General features: G+C 59.3%; 21 protein-coding genes. 15 read left to right on the plus strand and 6 right to left on the minus strand.

What is annotated here, in order from left to right; all coding sequences use genetic code 11:
- The 3 genes from KUL77_RS10100 to KUL77_RS10110 all read right to left on the minus strand — a co-directional run.
- Positions 1 to 218, minus strand: a 218-nt coding sequence (locus KUL77_RS10100; protein WP_297146554.1) for a hypothetical protein, incomplete at its 3' end; no start/stop codon positions are given.
- 121 nt (positions 219 to 339) lie between these two features.
- Complete coding sequence (locus tag KUL77_RS10105) at positions 340 to 2127, minus strand: phosphoenolpyruvate carboxykinase (GTP) (protein WP_297146557.1); 1788 nt, start codon at positions 2125 to 2127, stop codon at positions 340 to 342.
- 70 nt (positions 2128 to 2197) lie between these two features.
- The gene (locus KUL77_RS10110) at positions 2198 to 2773 is read right to left on the minus strand and encodes a TetR/AcrR family transcriptional regulator (RefSeq protein ID WP_297146559.1); all 576 of its coding nucleotides are present in this window, start codon (positions 2771 to 2773) and stop codon (positions 2198 to 2200) included.
- 168 nt (positions 2774 to 2941) lie between these two features.
- On the opposite strand from KUL77_RS10110, the gene KUL77_RS10115 reads away from it, so the two are divergent.
- Entirely contained in the window at positions 2942 to 5398 is a 2457-nt protein-coding gene (locus KUL77_RS10115) for an acyl-CoA dehydrogenase (protein ID WP_297146562.1), read from the plus strand.
- Between the two features lie 49 nt (positions 5399 to 5447).
- Here the strand turns inward: KUL77_RS10115 and KUL77_RS10120 are convergent, their stop codons facing one another.
- The gene (locus tag KUL77_RS10120) at positions 5448 to 6782 is read right to left on the minus strand and encodes an MFS transporter (RefSeq protein WP_297146565.1); all 1335 of its coding nucleotides are present in this window, start codon (positions 6780 to 6782) and stop codon (positions 5448 to 5450) included.
- 131 nt (positions 6783 to 6913) lie between these two features.
- On the opposite strand from KUL77_RS10120, the gene KUL77_RS10125 reads away from it, so the two are divergent.
- Entirely contained in the window at positions 6914 to 8497 is a 1584-nt protein-coding gene (locus KUL77_RS10125; RefSeq protein WP_297146568.1) for a choline dehydrogenase, read from the plus strand.
- Between the two features lie 85 nt (positions 8498 to 8582).
- The gene (locus KUL77_RS10130; RefSeq protein WP_297146570.1) at positions 8583 to 10973 is read left to right on the plus strand and encodes a TonB-dependent receptor; all 2391 of its coding nucleotides are present in this window, start codon (positions 8583 to 8585) and stop codon (positions 10971 to 10973) included.
- Between the two features lie 48 nt (positions 10974 to 11021).
- On the opposite strand, the gene murA is transcribed toward KUL77_RS10130, so the two are convergent.
- Both murA and KUL77_RS10140 read right to left on the minus strand, forming a co-directional pair.
- On the minus strand, positions 11022 to 12278 hold the full coding sequence (gene murA / locus KUL77_RS10135) for a UDP-N-acetylglucosamine 1-carboxyvinyltransferase (RefSeq protein ID WP_297146572.1): 1257 nt from the start codon (positions 12276 to 12278) through the stop codon (positions 11022 to 11024).
- Entirely contained in the window at positions 12278 to 12511 is a 234-nt protein-coding gene (locus KUL77_RS10140; protein ID WP_297146575.1) for a BolA/IbaG family iron-sulfur metabolism protein, read from the minus strand. The genes murA and KUL77_RS10140 overlap by 1 nt, the downstream gene beginning before the upstream one ends.
- A gap of 56 nt (positions 12512 to 12567) precedes the next feature.
- On the opposite strand from KUL77_RS10140, the gene KUL77_RS10145 reads away from it, so the two are divergent.
- From KUL77_RS10145 to KUL77_RS10200, 12 genes are all read left to right on the plus strand, one after another.
- Positions 12568 to 13566 carry a KpsF/GutQ family sugar-phosphate isomerase gene (locus tag KUL77_RS10145; RefSeq protein ID WP_297146577.1) on the plus strand — a complete coding sequence of 333 codons (999 nt, stop codon included), beginning with the start codon at positions 12568 to 12570 and terminating at the stop codon, positions 13564 to 13566.
- Complete coding sequence (locus KUL77_RS10150) at positions 13563 to 14111, plus strand: HAD hydrolase family protein (protein ID WP_297146580.1); 549 nt, start codon at positions 13563 to 13565, stop codon at positions 14109 to 14111. The genes KUL77_RS10145 and KUL77_RS10150 overlap by 4 nt, the downstream gene beginning before the upstream one ends.
- Positions 14108 to 14662, plus strand: a complete 555-nt coding sequence (lptC, locus tag KUL77_RS10155; RefSeq protein WP_297146582.1) for an LPS export ABC transporter periplasmic protein LptC — start codon at positions 14108 to 14110, stop codon at positions 14660 to 14662. The genes KUL77_RS10150 and lptC overlap by 4 nt, the downstream gene beginning before the upstream one ends.
- Positions 14646 to 15158: a lipopolysaccharide transport periplasmic protein LptA gene (gene lptA, locus KUL77_RS10160; protein WP_297146585.1), complete on the plus strand. Its 513-nt coding sequence runs from the start codon at positions 14646 to 14648 to the stop codon at positions 15156 to 15158. The genes lptC and lptA overlap by 17 nt, the downstream gene beginning before the upstream one ends.
- A complete protein-coding gene (gene lptB / locus KUL77_RS10165; RefSeq protein ID WP_297146588.1) occupies positions 15158 to 15877 on the plus strand; it encodes an LPS export ABC transporter ATP-binding protein in 720 nt (239 codons plus the stop codon). The genes lptA and lptB overlap by 1 nt, the downstream gene beginning before the upstream one ends.
- Before the next feature lie 142 nt (positions 15878 to 16019).
- Complete coding sequence (raiA, locus tag KUL77_RS10170) at positions 16020 to 16349, plus strand: ribosome-associated translation inhibitor RaiA (protein WP_297146604.1); 330 nt, start codon at positions 16020 to 16022, stop codon at positions 16347 to 16349.
- A 19-nt stretch (positions 16350 to 16368) separates the two neighbouring features.
- Positions 16369 to 17325 (plus strand): HPr(Ser) kinase/phosphatase, encoded by a 957-nt coding sequence (gene hprK / locus KUL77_RS10175; protein ID WP_297146590.1) that lies wholly within the window; start codon positions 16369 to 16371, stop codon positions 17323 to 17325.
- On the plus strand, positions 17322 to 18191 hold the full coding sequence (gene rapZ / locus KUL77_RS10180) for an RNase adapter RapZ (RefSeq protein WP_297146592.1): 870 nt from the start codon (positions 17322 to 17324) through the stop codon (positions 18189 to 18191). The genes hprK and rapZ overlap by 4 nt, the downstream gene beginning before the upstream one ends.
- Positions 18192 to 18233: 42 nt before the next feature.
- On the plus strand, positions 18234 to 18626 hold the full coding sequence (locus KUL77_RS10185; protein WP_297146594.1) for a PTS fructose IIA subunit family protein: 393 nt from the start codon (positions 18234 to 18236) through the stop codon (positions 18624 to 18626).
- A 30-nt stretch (positions 18627 to 18656) separates the two neighbouring features.
- Positions 18657 to 18926 carry an HPr family phosphocarrier protein gene (locus KUL77_RS10190; protein WP_297146597.1) on the plus strand — a complete coding sequence of 90 codons (270 nt, stop codon included), beginning with the start codon at positions 18657 to 18659 and terminating at the stop codon, positions 18924 to 18926.
- A complete protein-coding gene (ptsP, locus tag KUL77_RS10195; RefSeq protein ID WP_297146599.1) occupies positions 18926 to 20653 on the plus strand; it encodes a phosphoenolpyruvate--protein phosphotransferase in 1728 nt (575 codons plus the stop codon). Before KUL77_RS10190 ends, ptsP begins: the two co-directional genes overlap by 1 nt.
- An 83-nt stretch (positions 20654 to 20736) precedes the next feature.
- The coding region (locus KUL77_RS10200; protein WP_297146602.1) for a hypothetical protein at positions 20737 to 20931 on the plus strand (195 nt) is incomplete at its 3' end.

Below are 20931 nucleotides of genomic sequence, written 5' to 3' on the forward strand. Positions count from 1 at the left end.
ATCAGCGCAACAGCGTTGATATCGCGCGGAAGTGCCAATTCTTTCAGCTGTTCCGCAGTAAAGACCGTGCGGGTATCGGTTTGCGAAACGTCGATGCTCTGAATGAAGTTACCACCCTGCACAACCACTGCATCCAGCGTGTCAGTTTCAAAAGAAATGACGCTTAAACCGTGATAAAAGCCACATTTTATGCAGATAAATCCGCCATCAGTCGTCACTTTTGACGCCTACTGACACCTTGCATTTTTTGCTGGTTAGATTTTTTTCAAAAAAAAGCCCCAGAGTCACTCTCTGGGGCTTTTGTCAATCTTGCTTTCAACACTGATTGTGTGCGCAGCGTTACGCCAATTGCTGCGCGATCTCTTGTTGCTCTTCCAGCAATGCCTGTGGCATGCGCGGGCCGTATTCGGTGAGGTAGTCACCGATACTGGCAAATTCGGCTTGCCATCCGGCCGGATCGAAGCCAAACAATTTGCTGTGTGCTTCTTCGGATAGCGAGAGGCCGTTGAGGTTGAGTGTTCCTTCTGCCGGAAGCTGGCCAATGGGTGTACTCACCGCTTCGACCTTGCCTTCCACGCGGTTGATCATCCACTCCAGCACGCGCAGGTTGTCGCCAAAGCCCGGCCACAGGAACTTGCCGTCGTCGCCCTTGCGGAACCAGTTGACGTGGAACACTTTGGGTAGGTGTGCGCCGTCTTTGTCGAAGCTCAACCAGTGGCTGAAGTAGTCGGCAAAGTTGTAGCCGCAGAAGGGCTTCATCGCCATCGGATCGCGGCGCATTACGCCTACGGCACCAGTGGCCGCCGCCGTAGTTTCCGAGCCCATTGCCGCGCCAATCAGCACGCCGTGCGTCCAGTCGCGGGCTTCAAACACCAGCGGCACTAGCGAGGCGCGGCGGCCGCCGAACACGATCGCGCTGATCGGCACGCCCTGTGGGTCTTCGGCCATATCCGAATAACTTGGGCATTGCTTGGCGCTGACGGTAAAGCGCGAGTTGGGGTGCGCTGCGGGGCGCACTGCTGGGTCATAGGGCTGGCCCTGCCAGTCGGTGACGGGGGTTTGGTCGTTATCAATCCCTTCCCACCACGGCTGGTTGTCGGCGGTCACACCCACGTTGGTGAAAATGGTATTGGTTTGAATGCTGGCCAGTGCGTTGGGGTTGGATTTTTTCGACGTGCCTGGCGCAACGCCGAAGAATCCTGCTTCGGGGTTGATGGCGTACAGGCGGCCATCGGCACCGGGACGCATCCAGCAGATGTCATCACCAATGGTGCTGATCTTCCAACCATCTTTCAAATATCCTTCTGGTGGGATCAGCATGGCCAGGTTGGTTTTGCCACAGGCACTGGGGAAGGCGGCAGCGATGTAATGCGTAGCACCTTGCGGGTTGGTGATGCCAAGGATCAGCATATGTTCGGCCAGCCAGCCTTCGCTGCGGGCTTGATAGCTGGCAATGCGCAAGGCGTGGCACTTCTTGCCAAGCAAGGCATTGCCGCCGTAGCCGGAGCCGTAGGACTTGATCGTCAATTCATCGGGGAAATGCATGATGAAGCGGCGGTTGGGGTCCAGCTCGCCGGTGGAGTGCAGGCCTTTCACGAAGTGGCCTTCGCGCTCGATCCGCGCCAGTGTCGGCGCGCCCATGCGGGTCATGATGCGCATATTCGCCACCACGTAAGGCGAGTCGGTGATCTCCACCCCGCAGCGCGACAGAGGCGAGTCGATCGGCCCCATGCAATAGGGGATCACATACAAGGTGCGGCCGGCCATGCAGCCGTCAAACAGCGCGTCGATTTTGGCGTGCGCCTCGGCAGGCGGCATCCAGTGGTTATTCGGGCCCGCATCTTCGCGCTCGGGCGTGCAGACGAAGGTGAGGTGCTCCACGCGCGCCACATCTTCCGGGTTCGAGCGATGCAGATAACTGCCCGGATGGGTGTCTTGATTGAGCTTGATCAAACTGCCGTCGGCCAGCATTTGATCCACTAGGGTTTGGTTTTCCGCGTCGCTGCCGGTGCACCAGTGGATGGCGGCGGGCTTGGTTAAGGCTGCAACGCGCGCAACCCAATCATTCAACGTGGCAAGCTGGCTCCCAGAAGTTTGGAGCGCAGCCGGTGGTGCAACTGCATTCATGGACGGATCTCCCTCGGCCCGTATGGGCTAATCGTTTTAGTTAAGACAACAAGTACTGCAAAAAAGAACGCTAAATTTGCGCAACCAATGTGGACATCATGTGATCGATATACGTTTCAAAGCCTTCAATCGGCTCACGCCGTTGGAACTTGGGTAGCTCAAGCTGCAGGAAGCCGACATACATGGCATAGGCCATGCGCGCGCGGTTTTGTGCGTCTTGGTCACTCAGCCCGGTTTGCTTGAAGAGTTTGAAGAGAAAACCCACGCGCCGATTGAGCACATGGGTTAACACCGTATCCACCGCGGCATTGCCTGCGGCTTTGAGTAGTTCGGAATAAATAACGTGGGTCTTGTTGTGCTGGCGAATCAGCTCGAACAAGGTGCGCAAGCGTTGGCGCGGGTCTGCGATCGCTTCAAGCGCTGCATAGGCCGCCTGCTCATCGCGCTCCCAGCGCTCCAATGCCGCCTGCAACAATGCATCACGCGACGGGAAGTGCCAGTAAAAACTTCCTTTGGTCACGCCAAGGCGGCGCGCTAAAGGCTCCACAGCTACGGCGGAAACACCTTGCTCAGCTACTTGGTCCAACGCTTCGCGCGCCCAGTCGTCGGCACTTAAGCGGCCGCTGCGCTGTGTGGGTTCGGTCATCTTGACGTGCTATCCATACGCTAGGGTTTATAGAAGTATGCTGAGTTTTTACTCTTTTTGTCGCAATTACATTCTCAGCAGCAATTCCATACTATAGCGTATGCACTTCCTATCCCTAGTATTCCACTCAGGATACCGGGACACCAGCCGTTTTTCAGGAGCCCCATCATGAGCTTCGCTCTGCCGTTTATTGCCCTACTCGTTGTTACTGCCTTTGCTGCCTACCACCGCTTGCGGCTGGCTGTTTGGGCGGCACTGTCTGGCGTTGCATTGGTCGCCTGTCGTTTTGCTGGCGCGCCCACGCTGGCCACCGAAATTGGCGCAGGGCTTCTGCTACTGATCGCCATTCCGTTGCTGATCCCTGGCATTCGCAAACCTCTGCTCACCGCCCCGGCGCTGAAGTTTTTGCGCAAGGCGCTGCCGCCGCTGTCACAAACGGAAAAGATCGCGCTGGAAACCGGCTCGGTGGGGTTTGAAGGTGATTTATTTTCGGGCAAGCCGGATTGGGACAAGCTGCTGAACTACCCCAAGCCGCAGCTTTCTGCCGAAGAGCAAGCCTTCTTAGACGGCCCGGTGGAAGAACTGTGCAAGCAGATCAATGACTGGGAAATCACCCATATCCACGCCGATCTGCCGCCGCAGATGTGGGACTTCATCAAGCAGAACAAATTCTTCGGCATGATCATTCCGAAGCAGTACGGCGGCCTCGGTTTCTCCGCGCTGGCGCATCACAAGGTGATCCAGAAACTCGCTTCGATCTCCAGTGTAGTTAGCGCCACCGTGGGCGTGCCGAACTCGCTTGGCCCGGGCGAGCTGATCAACCACTACGGCACACAAGAGCAGAAAGACTATTACCTGCCGCGCCTTGCTACGGGTATCGAAGTGCCTTGTTTTGGCCTAACCGGCCCGTTTGCAGGCTCCGATGCCACCTCGATTCCCGATTTCGGCATTGTCTGCAAGGGCGAGTGGAACGGCGCGCATGTGCTGGGCCTGCGCCTGACCTTCGATAAGCGCTACATCACTCTCGCCCCGGTTTCAACGCTGATTGGCTTAGCCTTCCGCATGTATGACCCAGACGGGCTGCTGGGCGACACCCGCGACATCGGCATCACGATTGCGCTGATGCCCAGCGACACCCCCGGTGTGGACGTAGGCCGCCGCCACTTCCCGCTGAACTCGCCGTTCCAAAACGGCCCAGTGCGCGGCAAAGAGGTGTTCATCCCCCTAAGCCAGCTGATTGGTGGCGTGGATATGGCGGGCAAGGGCTGGAATATGCTCAATGAATGCCTCGCTGTGGGGCGTTCGATCACCCTGCCCTCCACCGCCAGCGGTGGTGCCAAAGCGGGCGCGGTGATTACCGGCGCGTATGCGCGTATCCGCAAGCAGTTTGGCCTGTCGGTGGGACGTTTTGAAGGCGTGGAAGAAGCGCTGGCACGGATCGGTGGCAAGGCCTATGCGATCAGCGCGCTGTCGCAGGCCACTGCAGCAGCGGTGGATCGCGGCGATGTGCCTTCGGTGCCATCGGCGATTGCCAAATACCACTGCACCACGGCCGCGCGTGAAATTGCCAAAGATGTGATGGATGTCATCGGCGGCAAGGGCATTATCTTGGGGCCGCATAACTTTGCCGGCCGCAATTGGCAGGCCGCGCCCATCGCCATTACGGTGGAAGGTGCCAACATCATGACGCGCAGCCTGCTGATCTTCGGCCAAGGCTCAATTCTTTGCCATCCGTATATTTTGAAGGAAATGCGCGCCGCGCAGGACCCAGATAGCAAGGCTGGTTTGGATGCCCTTGATGATGCGCTGTATGCGCATGTAGGAGGCGCCATTTCCAATGCCGTTCGCTCGCTTTGGTTCGGCGCCACGGGTTCGCTCATTGGCAGTGTGCCGGGTGATGCGTACACCAAAAAGTTCTACCGCAAGCTCAACCGTTACGCGGCCAACCTCGCCCTGCTCACCGATGTATCGCTAGGTGCGCTGGGTGGCCGCTTGAAGTTTAAGGAATCACTCTCCGGCCGCCTTGGTGACGTGCTTAGCCATCTGTACATGATGAGCGCCGTACTCAAGCGTCACAACGACGAAGGCTGCCCGGAAGCCGACAAACCGTTACTGGCGTGGGCCTTCCACAATAGTGCCTACGAGATCGAACTGGCGCTATCGCAGGCGCTGCGCAACTTCCCCATCAAACCGCTGGGCTGGCTGCTGTGGCCGCTGGTGTTCCCGTTGGGGCGCCGCGCGGTGGCTCCGGGCGACCGTCTGTCACACCGCGTTGCGAATGTGTTGATGAACCCCAACGAGGCACGCGTACGTTTGGCGCAGGGTGTATTCCTAACCCCCGGTGAGCACAACCCCGGCGGGCGTATCAATAGCTACTTGGAAAAGGCGATCGCCGCCGAGCCGGTGGAACGTAAATTCCTCAAGGCGCTGAAAACCAAAGATATTGAAGCCCTGAGCTTTGCCGAACAGCTCGACGAAGGCGTGCGCGAAGGTTGGATCAATGCAGACGAGCGCATGCAGCTGGAGGAACTGCGTGAGCTGACGCTTGATACGATCACCGTAGATGATTTTGACGTGCATGAATTACGCGCGGCCAGTTACTACGACACGCACCCGCGCAATTAAATGTAGTGCACTGGCTTCGGCTACGCTCAGCCGAAGCCAGTGACACCGATTAGCGCCCTTTTGTCTCCGGCAGCTTCTTCGCCTCGGCCACCACGCGCCAAGCACCCAACCCCATTCCTGCGGCAACTAAGGTGCCCACAGCAAAGACCGCGTGGGAACCGAATAGCGACAGCAGCTTGTGCACCCATACAAAGGTGAGATCACCACCGCGATACACCACGGTATCGATCGCCGCACCTGCCTTGTAGCGCCATTCCCGCGCCACGCGCGTGTAAATAGTTTCGCGTGCGGGTTTGGACAGCGAAAACTCGCTAGCGCGGGTCACCACCTGCACCACCGCCACCAACAACGGCAAAGGCGACGCAGCTAGGGCCGCGTAGCCCAAAATAATTGCGCCTGCGGGTATCAATAGCGCAGGGGCAATACCAAACCTTGATAACAGCGCGCGCGTGACTAAAAGCTGGATCAGCAAGGTCAACCCGTTTACCGCCAAATCGATATTGGCGTAATAAGCCGTAGCCAGCTGCGCCTGCGGGTAAAAATGGCGCACGATGGCGGCCTGTTCGTTATACAGCAGCGTTCCCACGCCCACGCCAAACACGGTGAGTACCGCAAACCAGCGCAGCAGCGGCTCAGTAGCAATCAACTTCAGCCCGGCCCACACCGTGCCACCCATCGGCACTTCACCACTCACTATCTGCCGCTGTGCTTCACGCTGCACCGCATAGCGGCGTAGGCGCAGCAGGCAGACGATACACAACGTCAAAAAGCCCGCCGACACCAACATCAAATTCGCAATGCCTACTTTCTCCACCAGCGTGCGGGTAAGCGCTGGGCCTAGCATCGCCCCTAATGTTCCCGCCGCACCGATATACCCGTAATAGCGCTTGGCTTCGGCATCGCGAAACACGTCGGCCATAAAGCTCCAAAACACCGCCACCGCGAACAAGTTGAACACCGTCAGCCACAGAAAAAACGCCATGCCGCGCCCCGGCAAGCCGCTATCGAACATCCAGTGAAACAGCAGCAGCGTGACGATAAAAAACCCATACACCGCAGGTAAAAACACCCGCCTTGGCCAACGGCTCACCAGCCAGCCGTACACCGGCTGCAGCACCAGCATAATGACAAACGTCATACTGAATAACACCTGCAACTGCAGCTCTTTCAGCGCGATGCCGCGTTCGGCAAAGAAGCCGATCATGGCGGGCGGAAACAGCGTGGTCACATCACTTGAGGCGCCCATCGCCTCGCGTACAGGACGCAGCACGTAGTAGCCCGAAAGCAGGCAAAAGAAATACAGAAACGACCACAGCAGCGGCGGTGAATCGCGCAGTGCGCTCTGGAAGCGATTAAAACGCCCGGTGACAGCGGAAGCATTCATTAAATTGGGCCGGGATGGCAACAACGATGCGCAACGGTACCTGTCACCGCGCTTCAACGCCAGAGCCAAAGCTGAGCATTTACTCTAACCGCAGCACATAGGTTCAAACGAATTAGGTAACGAGACGCACTGTGTTCGATTACATCATTATTGGTGCCGGCTCTGCAGGCTGCGTGCTGGCCAACCGGCTGAGCGAAGATCCTAACGTCAAGGTATTGCTGCTGGAAGCCGGTGGGCGCGACTGGCACCCCTTCGTACACATGCCTGCAGGCCTTGCCAAAATTGCGGGAATGACCTCGATCAACTGGAACTACACCACTGTCCCGCAGCCACAGTTGAACGACCGTGTGATTTGGGTGCCGCGCGGCAAGCTATTGGGCGGTTCCAGCTCGATCAACGCCATGTGCTATATCCGCGGAGTCCCCGCCGATTACGACGAGTGGGCGGGGCGCGGCGCGGAAGGCTGGCAGTGGCAGAATGTGCTGCCCTATTTTCGAAAATCTGAGTGTAATGAGCGCGGCGAGGACGCTCTGCACGGTGGCGACGGCCCGCTTTCGGTGTCTGATCTACGCCACATCAACCCGCTTACCCGTGTGTTTATCGAAGCCGGGCAACAGGCAGGGCTGCGCTTGAATGCCGACTTCAACGGCGCACAGCAAGAAGGCGTTGGCCTGTACCAAGTGACCCAGCGCGACGGCGCACGCTGTTCCGCCGCGGTGGGCTACCTCAACCCGGCTAAATCGCGCCCCAACCTCACCATTCGCACGCATGCACAGGTGAACCGCATTACGTTTGAACATGGCCGCGCCAATGGCGTGGTGTGCTCGGTGCGCGGCCAAGGCTTTCATTTTGAAGCCGCGCGCGAAGTGATTTTATCCGGCGGCGCAATCAACTCACCCCAGCTCTTGATGCTATCGGGCATCGGCCCCGCCGATACACTCCGCGGGCTGGGCATCGACGTGGTGCACGATGCGTCCAGCGTTGGCGAAAACCTGCAAGACCATCTTGATGTCACCACCCTGCAGCATTGCCGCCAACCGATCAGTTACGACCGCACCAGCGAGCTCAAAACCGCGATCCAGTACTTTTTCGGTGGCCACCAAGGCCCAGGTACCAGCAACGTGGCCGAGGGCGCGGGGTTTTTCCGCTCGCATCTCGCCCCCGACGCACGCGCCGATATCCAATTGCATTTCATTCCCGCGATGATCGACGACCACGGCCGCCACCGCCTGCCCGGCGACGGCTACACCATGCACGCCTGCAATCTGCGCCCACGCAGCCGTGGCCGCGTCACCTTGGTGAGCAACCGGGCCAACGACAAACCCCGCATCGACCCCAATTACCTAGGGGATGCTGAAGGGTTTGATCTGCAGGTGATGGTGGAATGCGCCAAGCTGTCGCTCGACATCTTCGCGCAACCGGCCTTTGCCCCCTACCGTGGCGAATTTATCTTCCCCCCACAAACACCCAAAACCGAAGCCGACTGGATCGACTTTGTGCGCGCCCGCGCCGAGACCGTCTATCACCCAGTGGGCACCTGCCGCATGGGGAGTGACGCCGCTGCCGTAGTAGACCCGCAACTGCGCGTGCAGGGCGTGGCTGGGTTACGCGTTGTCGATGCGTCGGTGATGCCCAACCTACCCGGCGGCAACACCAACGCGCCCACCATCATGATCGCGGAGCGGGCAGCGGAGATGATTTTGAGCTCAGACTAACCCTCCCATTTTGTCCAGTGGACAAGCCCGGTTGAGGCGGCGTAGAGTCACTCTTAGGGGATTTTTAACAATTTAGGGGAGTGTTATGCGTTTGAGGCAAACGTTGTTGTGCCGCTCGCTGTTGTGCGCGCTGTCGTTCACTGTTGCACTGCCGGTAGCGGCGCAAGTCGCCACATCAAAAGACAATAAAACACCTGTCCAGCTTGAAACCGTGACCACGCTGGGTTCACGCCGTATCGACCGTGCCTCGGACACCACCACGCCGGTGCCGGTGGACGTCTTGCCGATGGATGAAAGTGCTGAAGCAGGTGCGCAGTTCGACTTAGCGCAGACCCTGCAATACACATCGCCTTCGTTCAACTCCACCCGTCAAACAGGGGCCGACGGTGCCGACCTTGTCGATGGCGCCGCACTGCGCGGGCTGGGTTCAGATCAAACCCTTGTTTTGATTAACGGCAAACGCCACCACACCTCGGCATTGGTGAACATCTACGGCGCACGCGATCGCGGCAATACCGGTACCGACCTCAACGCCATTCCTGTCATGGCGATTGATCGCATCGAAATTCTGCGCGACGGCGCCGCCGCCCAATACGGCTCCGATGCGATTGCAGGCGTCATGAATATTGCACTGAAGCGCAGCAAGGGTTGCGAAGCCGCCGTAGGCTATGGCCAATACTCGCGCGGCGATGGTAAGAACTGGCAGACCTCGGCCTACTGCGGCTTCGGCTTTGGCACCGACGGCGTACTTGCCATCACCGGCGAATGGCAAGACCGTGGCCGCTCCAACCGCGCCACCGACGCCAACCCGATGCGTATCATCGGTGATTCCAAGGTGGAAAATAAAGCCCTATACCTCAACGGCGACACGTCGATTGGTGAATCCGCAAAGCTGTACTTCACCGGCGGCATGCAAAACCGCGACGCCTCATCAGGCGCGTGGGCGCGTGAAGGTTTGGGTAGCGGCGATATTCCATCGCGCAACTCGGCGGCCATGTATCCCAATGGGTTTGTGCCGTTTATCGATGGCGTGATGCAAGATCGCTACGCCATTTTGGGCGTGCGCGGCGATGTTGCCGACTGGCATTGGGACCTGTCGTACACCCACGGTGAGAACGCGTTGGATTACACCATCCGCAACACGCTCAATGCGTCGATTGCCAATCTCGACCTGATCAACGGCGGTACCGGAATCAGCCCCAGTGCGTTTGATGCGGGCGGCTTCTCATTTACCCAAGACACCGCCAATTTCGACATGACCCGCTACTTTCCGAGGGTGATGAGCGGTATGAATATCGCATTTGGCGCTGAAGCACGCCGCGAACGCTATCGCATTCATGCGGGTGAGCCCGGTTCGTATATCGATGCCGATGGTGTGGGTGTGGGTGGCAACCCAGGCAGCCAAGGCTTCCCCGGCTTCCAGCCTGGCGACGCCACCAATAGCAGCCGCCACAGCACCGCGCTGTATGCTGATTTAGAGCTATACCCCAGTGAGCGCTGGATCACCGATTTTGCCGCGCGCTACGAGCACTATAGCGATTTTGGCTCTACCCTCACCGGCAAGTTTGCTGCTTCGTATCAAGCCAGCAATTCGCTACTGCTACGCGGCTCACTCAGTACCGGCTTCCGCGCCCCATCGCTGCAGCAAAAATACTTTTCTTCCACCATCACCGACTTCATCGGCGGGCAAGCGGTGGACATCGTAATTGCCGCCAACGATAGCGCTTTGGCGCATGCGGCGGGCATTCCCAATCTCACCGAAGAAAAATCTAAGAGCGCCACTTTTGGGCTTGCTTGGACACCCACCGATGCGTTCTCGCTCACCCTTGATGCTTATCGCATCACCATTGATAACCGCGTCGTGCTCAGCGGGAGCTTCGACGATACCGACCCCAATATCGGTAGCATCCTCGACGGTTTGGGTGTGGGCCAAGCACGGTTCTTCTTCAACTCTGTGGACACGCGTACCACCGGTGTGGATCTTACGGCCACACATAAAGCTGATGTCGGCGCGGGCAAGCTCACCAGTTTCCTCGGCATGAATTGGGGCAAAACTACGATCACCTCGGTGCATACACCTGCTGCACTCGTTGGCCGCGAAGATACGCTTTTGGATGAGCGCGAACGTCTATTTATTGAAGGCGGTGCGCCGCGCATGAAGGCGGTGGCCGGCTTGGATTACAGCATCGGTAACTGGGCCCCCAGCGTGAAGGTCATCCACTTTGGTGAACAGACACTGGGCACTTGGTCGGGTCCGCCGCTGTATCAACACTACAGCGCGCGCACGTCCGCCGATGTCAGCCTGACCTACAGCTTCACTGACACAATGAAGTTGACCGTCGGAGCCACCAATATCTTCGACGTCTTCCCATCGAAGCAAGATCCCAACGAAACCGACAACGGCCACATCTATGAAAGCGTGCAGTTTGGTTTGAACGGCGCAGCTTACTTCGCGCGGTTCTGGGTGAAGTTCTAAACGTCCCACCGCATCGCGCCCGCAGTGGGCGCGATGCGTTTCTAAACGTTAGTCAACGCGACGAATCTCTGCGCCAAGTGCGCCGAGTTTGGCTTCGATATTCTCGTAGCCACGATCAAGGTGGTAGATACGATCGATCACGGTTTCTCCATCGGCCACCAGCCCCGCCAAGATCAGCGAAGCCGAAGCACGCAGATCGGTGGCCATCACTGGCGCGCCGCTCAAGCGTTCTACACCGCGCACCACAGCGGTATGGCCGTCCACGCGAATATCCGCACCTAGGCGCAGCAATTCATTGACGTGCATGAAACGGTTTTCAAAGATCGTTTCATTGATCACGCCCACGCCATCGGCAATGCAGTTGAGCGCCATAAACTGCGCCTGCATATCGGTGGGGAACGCCGGATGCGGCGCGGTGGTGATATTGACCGCACGCGGGCGTTTGCCGTGCATGTCCACGGTGATGTTAGTACCGTCGATCACCACTTCGGCCCCGGCTTCACGCAGCTTATCGAGCACCGCATCCAGCGTATCCGGGCGGGCGTGGGTGGCGGTGACACGTCCACCGGTCATGGCGGCGGCTACAAGGAATGTGCCAGTTTCAATGCGATCGGCGATCACCGCGTGCTCGCAGCCGTGCAATTTCTCAACGCCTTCAACCACAATCCGCGCCGAACCTGCGCCACTGATCTTGGCCCCCATCGCGTTGAGGCAGTCTGCCAAATCCACGATCTCTGGCTCCATCGCGGCGTTTTCCAACGTTGTGGTGCCCTCCGCCAGCGCAGCGGCCATCAGCACGTTTTCGGTAGCCCCCACACTCACCAGCTCAAACACATGACGTGCGCCCTTGAGTCGGCCTTCACTGCGCGCCTTGATAAAACCGCCTTCCACCACAATTTCAGCACCAAGCGCCTGCAATCCTTTGATGTGCAGATCCACAGGGCGCGAACCGATTGCACACCCACCCGGCAGTGACACCTCGGCCACCCCGTACTTGGCCAGCAGCGGCCCCAGCACCAGTACCGAAGCGCGCATGGTTTTTACCAGCTCATACGGAGCCACGTGGCTGGACACGCTGCGCGGATCCACCGTCATCACGTCGCCCTCGTGCACCACACCAGCGCCAAGCCCCAGCAGCAGCTTGGCGGTGGTCAGCACGTCGTGCAGACGCGGCACATTACTCACGCGTACCGGCGCGTCAGCCAGCAAGGTAACGCACAAAATCGGCAATACCGCATTTTTTGCGCCAGAAATGCGCACCTCACCCGACAGGCAGCCGCCGCCTTCTACGATGATCTTTTGCATTAGGCCGCCTCGTCTGGGGTCTGGGTTTTAGTTAATTGCAGGGCATGAATTTCGCGCCCCATCAGTTCGCCCAGCGTGGCATACACCATGCGGTGCCGGGCCAACGGCAGCTTGCCCGCGAACGCCGCACTGACAACCGTGGCTTCAAAATGGACGCCATCCTCGCCGCGTACTTCCACTTGGGCACCGGGCAAGCCCGCTTCGATCAATTGACGGATGGTATCGGCATTCATGGGCAGGCAAGAGGAGTCAAGTAAACTAGGCAGTCAAGTTTAACGGAAACCAGCCCGTGCCCTCCGTCACTTCCAATTCTTCGGACAGTTTTGATTTTGCCGCTAGCGGCCGCCGCGTGTTTGCCATCGAAGCCGAGGCGCTAAATGCCGTGGCGGGTCGCATCGACGGCGCCTTTAGCGCTGCATGCCGCGCCATTCTGGCCTGCAAAGGCCGCGTGGTCTGCACCGGCATGGGGAAATCTGGGCATGTGGCGCGCAAGATCGCGGCCACGCTGGCCTCCACCGGCACCCCTGCGTTCTATATGCACCCAGGGGAAGCCGCCCACGGCGATCTTGGCATGGTGACCGATGCTGATGTGCTGCTGGCGCTGTCTTACTCCGGTGAAAGCGATGAAATTCTGCTGCTGCTGCCCGCGCTGAAGCGCCAAGGCAATACCGTCATCGCCATGACTGGGCGCCCGCAATCGTCGCTGGCCAGCGAAGCCGATCTGCATCTCGACGTGGCCGTCCCCACCGAAGCCTGCCCACTGCACCTAGCCCCCACCTCCAGCACCACGGCCAGCCTAGCGATGGGCGACGCACTGGCCATTGCGCTATTGGAGGCGCGCGGTTTCACCGCCGACGACTTCGCCCGTTCACACCCCGCCGGTGCATTGGGCCGCCGCTTATTGCTGCACATCACCGACGTGATGCACGTGGGCGATGAAGTTCCCAAAGTCACCCCCGACGCCAGCATTAGCGCGGCGCTGATGGAAATGAGCCGCAAGCGCCTAGGTATGACGGCCATTGTGGATGAAACCGACACACTGCTTGGCCTCTACACCGACGGCGACCTGCGCCGCAGTCTCGACGATGCGCAGATCGATTTACGCAACACGCGCATTGACGCCGTGATGACCCGCGCCCCCAAAACCATCAATACCGAAGCACTTGCGGTGGAAGCGGCACAAATGATGGAAGCCCATAAAATCAGCGGCCTGTTGGTGACCAATGCACAGGGCACACTGGTTGGCGCACTCAACATCCACGACCTGCTGCGGGCGCGCGTGGTATGAGCACCTTGCCTTTCCATTCTGAAGAACTGCTGGCACGCGCCGCCAAAATTCGCCTGATTGGGTTTGACGTCGATGGCACACTCACCGATGGCGGCCTGTATTTCAACGATGATGGCCGTGAGAGCAAGCGTTTCCACGTTCAAGACGGCATGGGTATTGTGCTGCTACACCACGTGGGTATTGCCACCGCGCTGATCAGTGCGCGCCCCAGTGCAATTACTGAAGCGCGTGGCCGCCAGTTGAAGTTCACCCATCTACACGTAGGCGAGCGCAATAAGCTCGCTTGCCTGCAGGCCATCGCGCAGAATTCTGGGCTCAGCATGGACGAAGTCGCCTTCATCGGTGACGACCTTCCCGACCTTGCCACGCTGCGCGCTGTGGGCCTAGCCATCGCCCCCGCCAACGCCCACCCGTGGGTGACACAGGCGGTGCATTGGGTCACCCCCCACGCGGGCGGAGACGGCGCTGCGCGTGACGCCTGCGACCTGCTACTGCACGCCCAGCACCACGTAGGCGCCATCTTGGCGCATGGCGAACACCCATGAACTGGCGCATCGCGCTCACTTTGATCATGCTCGCCGCAGCCCTTGCCAGCGGATGGTCGGTCTGGAATCTTTCACAATCCAGTGAAGCATCTGTCTTGGTTGCACGCTCAGACTATGTGCTGCGCAATTACGAAATCACCGCACTAGATAAGCTGGGACGTGAAACCTTTACTCTGCGCGGCCCCGAGCTACACCGCGACCCGGGCAGCCAGACTATGTCGATGACCACGCCGCAGTTCATGATCCCCGACCGCGACGGTTACTACTGGGACGTGCGCGCCCAGCACGGCCAAGTCACCGACGATGGTAAGCAACTGAATCTCATTGAGCAGGTGCAGGTGAATAGTCCGCCCGCCGTACCACCGCCCACCCGTATCGAGACCTCCCAGCTCACCTTCCTGCTGGACACCAACCAAGCCAAGACCGCAGCGCAAGTGACCATTACCCGGCCGGGGCTTACAATGCGCGGCAAAGGCCTGCAGGCCGACTTCGATCGCCACCAGATCGCCCTCCTCTCGCAGGTGCACGCCCGTTATGCCTCTTCGCAATAAAGCCCTTATCACCGCACTATCACTTATCGCCTTGCTCGCAGGCAGTCTTGCGCACGCGCGCAACAGCGACCGCAAGCAACCGATGGATATCGCCTCCGGCTATTACCTTTGCGATTCTGGCAAAACCACCACCTGCACGTTCTCCAAACGGGTTACCGTGACCCAAGGCACGCTGAAGATCGATTCTGAAGCCGCCGTCATCGTGCAAACCGGCGACAAGCCCAACTCCGCCAAATTCACCGGCGGCGTGACCCTGCATCAAGAAATGGACGACGGCACCCCGCTGAACGCCAAGGCCAACGCACTCGACTACGACATGCGCACCGAAACCATCGTTTTGACCGGCAATGTCACCATCCAGCAAGACCGCGGCACCCTCTCCGGGGAGCGCGTGACCTACCACCTCAAAACCGGTCAAATTGAAAGCGGTAGCAGCAGCGGCGGTGGCCGCGTAAAGATGCGCATCGTTCCGAAAGACACGCCGGGGGCCCCCTAATGCTCGTCGCTGAGGGCTTGCGTAAACGCTACCGTGCGCGTGAAGTAGTACGCGACTTCGGGCTCACCCTGAACCCGGGCGAAGTCGTGGGCCTACTCGGCCCCAACGGTGCGGGTAAAACCACCTGTTTCTACATGATCGTCGGCCTAATCCCCGCCGACGCAGGGCGCATCGTGCTGGACGGGCAAGACATCACCGACCACCCCATGTACGCGCGCGCCAAACTGGGGCTTGGCTACCTGCCACAGGAAGCCTCGGTATTTCGCAAGCTCAGCGTCGCCGACAATATCCGTCTTGTGCTCGAACTGCGCAGCGATTTAGACGAAGACGGGCGCGAACACGAACTCAACGCGCTATTGGATGAGCTGCAAATCGGCCACGTCACCGATCAGCTCGGCGCCAGTCTCTCCGGCGGTGAGCGCCGCCGCGTGGAAATTGCCCGCGCGCTGGCCGGCAAACCGCGCATGATCCTGCTCGACGAACCCTTTGCAGGCGTTGACCCAATTTCCGTCAATGAAATTCAGCGCATCGTGCGCCACCTCAAACAGCGCGGCATCGGCGTACTCATCACCGACCACAACGTGCGCGAAACCCTCGGTATCTGCGACCGCGCCTACATCCTTGCAGAAGGCGGTGTATTGGCGCAGGGCACCCCAGACGCCATCTTAGAAAACCAAGACGTGCGCCGCGTGTATTTGGGTGAAGGGTTTAAGCTCTAACCCGCCTATTCTGGCATACCCCTATTGAACTAACAGACAACAAAACACGCACAAAGGGCTTGCCGCCCCGCGCAGGAATCGCTAGCTTGGTACCAAGTGCTGGTGGCACCCGGTCACCGGCAATTTCCGCAAGGAGGTCATGATGCAGATCGAAACCTATGGCCAGCAAATGGACGTTACCCCCGCCCTGCAAAGCTACGTGGAGAACACCTTCAAACGTTTAAGTCGGCGCGTGGAGGGCCAAGACTGCGAAATCCGCGTGCAACTGGCTACCGAGAAGCCTAACTTCAAGGCCATCGCCACAGTCAATCTCGCTGGTCGCACCTTGCATTGCGATGCCACCGCGCAGGACATGTACGCGGCCATTGATCTTCTGGCCGACAAGCTCGACCGCCAGTTGGTGAAGCACAAAGAAAAGCTCACCGAGCAGCGCCGTGGCGAAGGTCTTGCAAAGAGCGGTGCCTTTGAATGAGCTGGAGTAACTCCTCGCAATGACCACGGCACGCATTACTGCCGAAGAACTGTTCACCAGCCAGCAAGAACGCCTAAGTTTGCGCTGGCTGGCCGGACAGAACAGCAGCCAGCAGCGCGTGCTGGAAGCCGTTGAAACTGTAGCCCGTCGGCCATCGCTGGCGGGATATCTCAACACGATCTACCCCAACCGTGTGCAGATTCTTGGTACTGAAGAGCTGGAATGGCTTGACGGTTTGGACGCCCGTCTGCGCTGGGAAATCATCCACAAGATCATGGACTACCGCCCTCTGGCGCTGGTCATCACCAAAAATCAGGCCTGCCCTGAAGATCTGCGCATCGCTGCAGAAGAAACCGATACCCCCCTTTGGCTTTCCCCCAAACGTGGCCACGAATTATTGAACCACCTGCTGTACGTGCTGGCGCGCACCCTCGCGCCGCGCGTCACCTTGCACGGTGTGTTTATGGAAATCTATTCAATCGGCGTACTGATTACTGGCGAATCTGGCTCGGGTAAGAGTGAGCTTGCGCTGGAGCTGGTCACCCGCGGCCACCGCCTTGTGGCCGACGATGCACCTGAGTTCACGCAAATTGCACCCGATGTGCTTGATGGCACCTGCCCCGAACTATTGCAAGACATGCTGGAGCTGCGCGGCCTAGGCGTGCTCAACATCCGGCAGATGTTTGGTGATACCGCCGTGAAGCGCAATAAATATCTGCGCATGATCGTGCACTTAAGCAAACCTTCTACCCCGCAAGAAAGCAGCGGCATGGAGCGCCTTACTGGCGACCTTGGCAGCCGCCGCGTACTTGATTTGGACGTCCCCACCATTACCATTCCAGTCATGGCCGGACGCAACCTAGCCGTGCTCACCGAAGCCGCCACGCGCATGCATATTTTGCGCAGCAAAGGCATCGACCCCGCTGCGGCCTTCATGGCACGGCATAGCCACTTTTTGGAACGCGCCGCATCATGAGCCCGCAGCAAATCTCTGACATGGTGATCGTCAGCGGCATGTCCGGCTCGGGCAAATCCGGTGCGCTCCACACACTGGAAGACCTCGGTTACTACTGCACCGACAACCTACCAGCGGAGATGCTGCCCGCCTTCGTTGAGAGCCTGCAAAACAATATCGCCCCACCATCTAAGGTGGCCGTAGGCATTGACTCCCGCAACCCCGGCGACCTCAACGACGTGCCCACAGCACTCTCGCGCATCGGTGCGATGGGCCTCAGCCCGCGCCTATTATTTCTTGAAGCCGATAACGATATTTTGCTGCGTCGCTACGCCGACACGCGCAGGCGCCATCCGCTCAGCCACTTGGGCTTGGTGCTCTCTGACGCGATTTCGCTCGATCGGCAGGCACTGAAGCCGTTACGCCAGATTGCCGATATTCTGATTGACACCAGCAATATGAATATCCACGAGATGCGCCGCCGCATCTTGGCCGAATTCGGGCTTTCCGGCACTGGGCTTTCGCTACTGTTTCTATCGTTCGCCTACCGTAACGGCGTTCCACCAGACGCCGATTTCGTGTTTGACGCGCGCGTGCTGCCCAATCCACACTGGGATGCCACCCTACGTCCCCTCTCAGGGCGCGACCGCGAAGTGCGCGAATATCTCGACGCGCAGCCGGAAGTCATCACCTACGTCAACCAAGTGCAGGGCTTCTTGGATACATGGCTGCCCAAACTGCGCTCAGAAACCCGCAGCTACGCCACCATCGCATTCGGCTGCAGCGGTGGCCGCCATCGCTCGGTGTATTTGGCCGAACGTTTGACCCAGCACGCCAGCGATAACGGCTGGACCGAAGTAGCCGCGCACCATCGCGAACTCGATTAAAGATCACTTCGCGATTCGCCCGGCATCTGCTAAGTTTGCAGGATGTCCGTCGGTATTCTTCTCATCACCCACGAAGGCCTTGGAAGCGCCATGCTCACCGTGGCGCAGCGCTTGCTGCATAAGCTTCCGCTTTCGTGTGAAGCCTTCGAGGTGCCGTTTGACGGCAACCTCGACGCCCTGCTGCCCGCCGCCAGCGCCGCGATGCGCAAGGTGGATGGCGGCCAGGGTGTACTCATCCTCACCGATCTGTACGGCGCAACGCCCAGCAACCTTGCTGCGCGGCTCGCCCGGCTCGGCACCCCCGTGCGGCGCGTATCGGCGCTCAGCCTTCCCATGCTGCTGCGGGTGATGAACTATGCGGAATTAGACCTCGACGATCTTCCCGCCGTTGCTGCGGCTGGTGCTCGTAACGGAGCGATCACCGATGACGCCTAAAATAACAACACTCTCCGCTAGGGACGCTGCATGATCCGCCGCCAACTCACTATTCGTAATCGCCTTGGGCTGCATGCACGCGCCACCGCGAAACTCGTACAACTGCTGTCTGGCTTTCGCAGCCAAGCCACGCTGGAAGCGCGCGGGCGCGAGGTGAATGCAAAAAGCATCATGGGCGTGATGCTGCTTGCCGCCGGCACCGGCGCTGAAGTTGTTTTACAGGTTGAAGGCGAAGATGAGCAGGCCGCCGCCGACGCTGTCACCGATTTATTTGAACGTCGCTTCGACGAAGACGACTGATGCGCCAGCTCATTCCCGGTAGCGCCGCAGCGCGTGGTAGTGCCCTCGGACGGGCAAGGGTCCGCCTTCCGCACGCGCTGGATATCGAGGAAGTTCGCATCCATGCAGGCGACGTCGAAGCTGAGTTGGCGCGCTTCCAATCAGCCGTCACCGCCGTTCAAGAAGAAATGCGTGATTTGCGTAACCGCCTGCATGGCGCGCTGGCGCAAGAAATTGGTGAGTTTTTAGACCTGCATACGCTACTTCTGGACGACCCAGAACTGCTATCTGGCATTGAAGACCTAATCCGCACCGGCCTGTACGCTGCCGACTACGCACTGCGCCTGCAACGCAACCGCATCGCGGCCGTGTTCGAAGGCATGGATGACCCGTATCTACGCAGCCGCATCGATGACATCGACCAAGTCATCGGCCGCCTCCACGCGGCACTGCAAAGCCGCCATCCCGTGCTGCAAGGCAATTCCGGCGAAATTTTGGTGGTCGATACCGTGGCCCCCGCCGAATTGGCACAATTGCAGGCGCAAGGCGTGATCGGCGTCATTACCTCGGGCGGCAGCCAGCTTTCACATAGCGCCATTTTGGCGCGTAGCCTGCACCTGCCTCTCGTCGTTGGTTCGCCACAATCGCTGATCAAAATCAACGATGGCGACGTGCTACTGATCGATGGCGGCACCGGCCTTGTGGTGCAAGACCCCAACGCCAACGACCTGCGCGAGCACCACCAGCGCATCGCTGAATCACGCCGCGAACGCCGCCAGCTCAACCGCCTACGCCGCGAGCCCACGCGCACGCTCGACGGTTTAGACATCAAACTCTGGGCCAATGCCGAATCGCGCAAAGACGTCACCGAAGCGCACGCCCTTGGCGCGGCCGGGGTTGGGCTTTACCGTACCGAATTCTTATTTTTAGAAAGCAATACCCTGCCCGACGAAGACACCCAGTTCCGCGCTTACCGTGACGCCGTACTGGCGATGACCGGGCGCACCGTCACAATCCGAACCTTAGACCTTGGCGCAGACAAAGCCGATAAAACCGGGCTAGCGCTGCGCGATGAGCCCAACCCTGCGCTGGGGCTGCGCGGGGTGCGCCTGTCGCTGGCGCGTCTTGACCTTCTGCAAGTGCAGCTACGCGCCATTTTGCGTGCTTCCGGCTACGGCCCCGTGCGCGTATTGCTGCCAATGATCACCAGCGGCGAAGAAGTGCTCCATGTGCGCAAGCTGCTGGCGCACACCGCAGACATGCTGCGCGCAGAAGGCCACGAAATCGCCGCACAAATCCCACTGGGCGCGATGATCGAAGTTCCATCGGCCGCGCTTTCGTTACCCACGTTCATCAAATACTGCGACTTCCTATCCGTCGGCACCAATGATCTCGTGCAGTACCTCTTGGCCGCCGACCGCACCAATGAAGCGCTGGAAACACTGTACTCACCGCTCCATCCAGCCGTACTCAAACTCCTACGTGACGTCGTGCGTACAGCGCAGCGGCATGACACACCGATCACCGTCTGCGGTGAAATCGCCGCCGACCCCATTTACGTTCCGCTGCTGCTTGCCCTTGGCTTGAGCGAACTCAGCCTGCATCCCGCCACCCTGCTGGAAGTACGCCGCGCCATCCGCGCCTGCCATATCGGCCAACTGCGCGCCGCCGCCCCGGCCCTCCTCCGCGCCCGCAACCGCCAACAGATCGAACGCTGGCTGGCTGCGCACGTCGCAGTAACGCAATAGCTCGCCCTATTGTTTTTGCTTGGCTGCAATGCATAATCACCACAAGTATCATGTATGCGCAACATCCTCTCTCCGGGATTTCCATGCGCCCACTTCAACAAGGCGATTTACTGATCGGCCAGCCACTACGCTGGCCCATTTATGACCGCTACGGCATGCTCCTACTGCGGCAAGGTGGCACCATCGAAAGCGAAAGCCAAGCACAAACACTACTGGATCGCGGCTGTCTAATTGCCGATCAAGAAGCGAACGAAACGCAGGCGGCAGAAGAATTTCTT

The sequence above is a fragment of the Thermomonas sp. genome, from assembly GCF_019104945.1.
Classification (GTDB): Bacteria; Pseudomonadota; Gammaproteobacteria; order Xanthomonadales; family Xanthomonadaceae; genus Thermomonas.